At 37.9% G+C, this 3,458-nt stretch carries 3 protein-coding genes and 4 pseudogenes; 2 read left to right on the top strand and 5 right to left on the bottom strand.

Annotated features, from left to right (window positions below; genetic code table 11):
* Together ACFIKE_RS08760 and ACFIKE_RS08765 are read right to left on the bottom strand one after the other, a co-directional pair.
* A pseudogene (locus ACFIKE_RS08760) lies at positions 1-98 on the bottom strand (head decoration protein); the annotation flags it as partial.
* Positions 99-140: 42 nt separating this feature from the next.
* Positions 141-709, bottom strand: a pseudogene (locus ACFIKE_RS08765) (hypothetical protein).
* Between the two features lie 137 nt (positions 710-846).
* Between ACFIKE_RS08765 and ACFIKE_RS08770 the strand changes: the two are divergent.
* Together ACFIKE_RS08770 and ACFIKE_RS08775 are read left to right on the top strand one after the other, a co-directional pair.
* Positions 847-1,110 (top strand): type II toxin-antitoxin system RelB/DinJ family antitoxin, encoded by a 264-nt coding sequence (locus tag ACFIKE_RS08770; protein WP_375649357.1) that lies wholly within the window; start codon positions 847-849, stop codon positions 1,108-1,110.
* On the top strand, positions 1,097-1,378 hold the full coding sequence (locus ACFIKE_RS08775) for a type II toxin-antitoxin system YafQ family toxin (protein ID WP_375627477.1): 282 nt from the start codon (positions 1,097-1,099) through the stop codon (positions 1,376-1,378). Before ACFIKE_RS08770 ends, ACFIKE_RS08775 begins: the two co-directional genes overlap by 14 nt.
* A gap of 46 nt (positions 1,379-1,424) precedes the next feature.
* On the opposite strand, the gene ACFIKE_RS08780 is transcribed toward ACFIKE_RS08775, so the two are convergent.
* The 3 genes and pseudogenes from ACFIKE_RS08780 to ACFIKE_RS08790 form a co-directional block, all read right to left on the bottom strand.
* Positions 1,425-1,703 carry a hypothetical protein gene (locus ACFIKE_RS08780; RefSeq protein ID WP_375649359.1) on the bottom strand — a complete coding sequence of 93 codons (279 nt, stop codon included), beginning with the start codon at positions 1,701-1,703 and terminating at the stop codon, positions 1,425-1,427.
* Positions 1,700-2,427 (bottom strand): annotated as a pseudogene (locus ACFIKE_RS08785) (antA/AntB antirepressor family protein). The gene ACFIKE_RS08780 and the pseudogene ACFIKE_RS08785 overlap by 4 nt, the downstream one beginning before the upstream one ends.
* A gap of 577 nt (positions 2,428-3,004) precedes the next feature.
* Positions 3,005-3,373, bottom strand: a pseudogene (locus tag ACFIKE_RS08790) (hypothetical protein); the annotation flags it as partial.
* Between the last annotated feature and the right edge of the window lie 85 nt (positions 3,374-3,458).

Below are 3,458 nucleotides of genomic sequence, written 5' to 3' on the forward strand. Positions count from 1 at the left end.
TCCGTGATGGCATCTGGCCATAGCAGTTCAGAAGCTTTTACAGTGCATAAGCGTGCTGTAATCACGGCGCGTTGATCTGCTTCAGACGGTCTGGTTGTCGTGCGTCATTGGCATTGGCGAAAAATTCTTCGACTGTATTTTCATCCATTATTCGTTTCTTGCAAGTTCTCTAACTCTGGAGAATGAGGATCATGAAAGGTACTGGAATATTAACCCCCTCAAGCAAAGCTGTGCCCATGTAATAATCAATAACACCAATAAGGCTGGCGGCATCACATCCAACTTGTGCAGCAATGCTTGCAGCAAAACGATGAGGAAAATTCAACATGGCATCACGGTGTACTCTTCCAAACTCACGCGCTGCCTTTTTCATTTCTTCTCGATCAACGGTTGTTTCGCGTAAGCGTTCAAGGGCAATCTTTTCGCTTTCAAGCGCAACTTGCATTCGCTCCAGTTTTATCTTGTATTCATTGGCATCCTCTGTAGAGGTTTGTTTGATATTTGTTCGCGGTTGTCCATCAGGCGCTAAAAATTGGGTAGGGTGCTTGTTGGATTTGCTTGTTGCAACGGCTTCATTGACAGAACCATCTTCAAAAAGAGCCGCATCAAATTTGCCTGTCTTTATCCGAGAAACCACTGCATTATGTGAAACACGCATCTTTTTTGCAAACGCACGAACCGATATCCCCTCACGATGCTTCTTATTCATAGTTTCGCCTTGCCTTGATTTCCTTCCCATATTGAGAAATGGGGTTTTCGGCGTATCAGATAAGCCAAATATTTTGCGGTTGAAATTAAACTCCACTTGTATTGCACTGGAATACAGCTACAAGAGGAGAAGTCATTATGGCTGCCAGTCGTATGGTTCAAGCGCGTGTACCAGAAGAAATTCAAAATATCGCTAATCAAGTTATTCAAGCTTCAGGTTTATCAGTAAGTGATGTTGTGAGAGTGTTGATGACGCGTATTGCACAAGATAAATCTATTCCGTTCTTCTTGTTTCAACCCAATGCGGAAACCATAGCGGCTTTTACGGAATTAGATGAAGGCAACTTAAAAAAGTTTCATTCCGTAGACGAATTATTTGATGATCTATATGTGGACGATTGAACGCACCACTATCTTCAAATGTGATTTCAAGCGTGAAATGAAGGGATGGTATCGGCATCTTTTAGATATTGATTTGCGCCAAATCATTGCAGCATTAGCAAATGACCAGCCTTTAGAACCTCGATATCATGATCATGCATTGACTGGGAATTGGAGCAATTATCGAGATTGTCATATTCGACCTGACTTAGTGTTGATTTATCGCTTGATTGCTCAAGATCGATTGGTTTTAGTATGTCTTGGCTCCCATTCAAAACTTGATCTTTAAACCACCTCCCCATTTTGAGAACGGGGAGGGGAGTTGTGTTTTTAAGTTAAGCAGCTTTTACAACAGGACTTTCCAAAGTAGGAGCATAAACTTGCAATAACGGATTCATGCTATGCGGTAGTTCTGAAGTTCCAAAACCTGTAAGAACTGCAAGAATCTTTGTAATATTCGGCACCTCATCTTGAAGTTTTAAAATCAAAGCTTTTTCTACTATGCCCATGATGTCGACCAGAGCACTACAATTTTTGTTATCTACATATTCACAATTAACAAAGTGAAACAACGTTATCCATAAATCGCATAAAAAATTGGTATCTACCTTCATTGTACACCTCCATGGATTTGTTCTCTCAAATATGCTAATACTTTTGGTGTAATTTTTGTTGAAGGCAGTACCTTTTCTGTAGCATTAGGTCTTTGAATAGTGATAGCAGGATAATCCATAAATCCTTTCTTGATTTTATCCTGATAGGGTATAATGGATTACTTGGAACACGGCGATACACCCAATCATGTTTACGCAAGTAATCTGTTAAGTCTTTTGGTCGTACTTCAAGGATTTTTCCCCTTCAATAAGACTGAACAAACCATCAGAAGGTTTTAAGCTCTCAAGCGCGTCTGCTTTGGATGCTAATTCTGCAATGATGCTATCTTTCTGTTCGATTTGATTTTGTAGGTGAATCAAGATGCCAAGTAATGCTTCGGGCTTGGAGTAATCGATTTGCGGTGTCGCTACTTGTTTTGCAAGCTTTTCACATTCGATAAAATACTCTTTTGGTTAATGACCTTTATCATTACGCTCGATCATTGAAGGTGTTTTGCCATGCCTAATGTATTGTGGTATTTTACGCTAGGCAATCTTTTTCTAAATTTTTAGAAAAAACTATAAAATCTATATTTTCTCGAAATTTGCATTCTATAATACGATTTTTAATCCAGTCTGCAAATTTTGATGTAATTTCCAAAAATTCATGCAAATCACGAGCATTGACGGTTTGAACAGCTTCTCTATCAATAACCATTTCTTTAATTTCTATAAGAGTGTTCATAGTGAAATCCTATCGATTAAGGTTCCTTATTGACATTCCAGAAGAATGCTGAGCGCTAAGAAACACGGTCGATAATCCGTCGTTACGCTTGGCTCATAAAGAGTATTGTATAGCGTAACTACACCCGACAAATCCATTATATGCATGTAGCATATAATGAGTCAAAGTCTCTAATGTGCGGAGAAGAGATTGTGTCGGTAATCTATCCGCTATCGATTTAAGGTGTTTCTTAGGCACCTGATTCAAAAATATACATTGACGCAATAATGTCGAGAATAAAAATAATTTCCATCTCAAAATAATTATATACTGTACAGTGTGCATATTGAAATCATTATTTATCAATGAGTTAAGTGTACAATGTACAGTTAATTTGAAAATTCTGTCGCTAGCGATAGTTTACGCAGCCTGCCCCGTAACGAAGCTAATTCGCTGGGAAGTATCTTTTATATTGATTTTATTGACTTTTTTATAAAAAAACAAAGCATAAGTGATAATTTGTTTTTAAAATTGCAATCAAAGTGTGTAATGCATAAACTTATAAGGATATGGGATAGGTAGATAAAGCTTGAGAACATTATTTAGCTTTCTTATTAGCACCGTATTCTTGACGTTTAAGTTGTCTCTGTATGTTTTTAGTTAATCTTTCACTGGCATATTGTGCGATAGAATTTGTGATTTCTGGTTTGGACATCACTCCAGCAATTGATGATCCTTCTTGTTTTGCAATGGGGAATTTACCTCCGTCTACTCTTTGAAAAACATTACTCTTCATCTTTTTAAAATCAACACGCTTTGGAAAACTCCTACCCTTGATAAAACCATGAGGCAAGATTTCTTTTTTCCAAACATTGTGTAAGTTACGCCGCGTTTTGTTTTTTTTCTTGAAAAAATTAAGAGGTATCGGTGTTCCAGAACCAATGATATCTGTCTCGAGAAGTTTTGCTTTATAGCGGCTTTAGCCAAGGCATTTCACCTTGGCAAGCAAAGCGAACGGCAAAAGCAAACAGAGAATGCTTTAAAGACAGCAA

The sequence above is a fragment of the Bartonella sp. MU70NMGDW genome (assembly GCF_042194085.1).
In the GTDB taxonomy this organism is placed as follows: domain Bacteria; phylum Pseudomonadota; class Alphaproteobacteria; order Rhizobiales; family Rhizobiaceae; genus Bartonella; species Bartonella grahamii.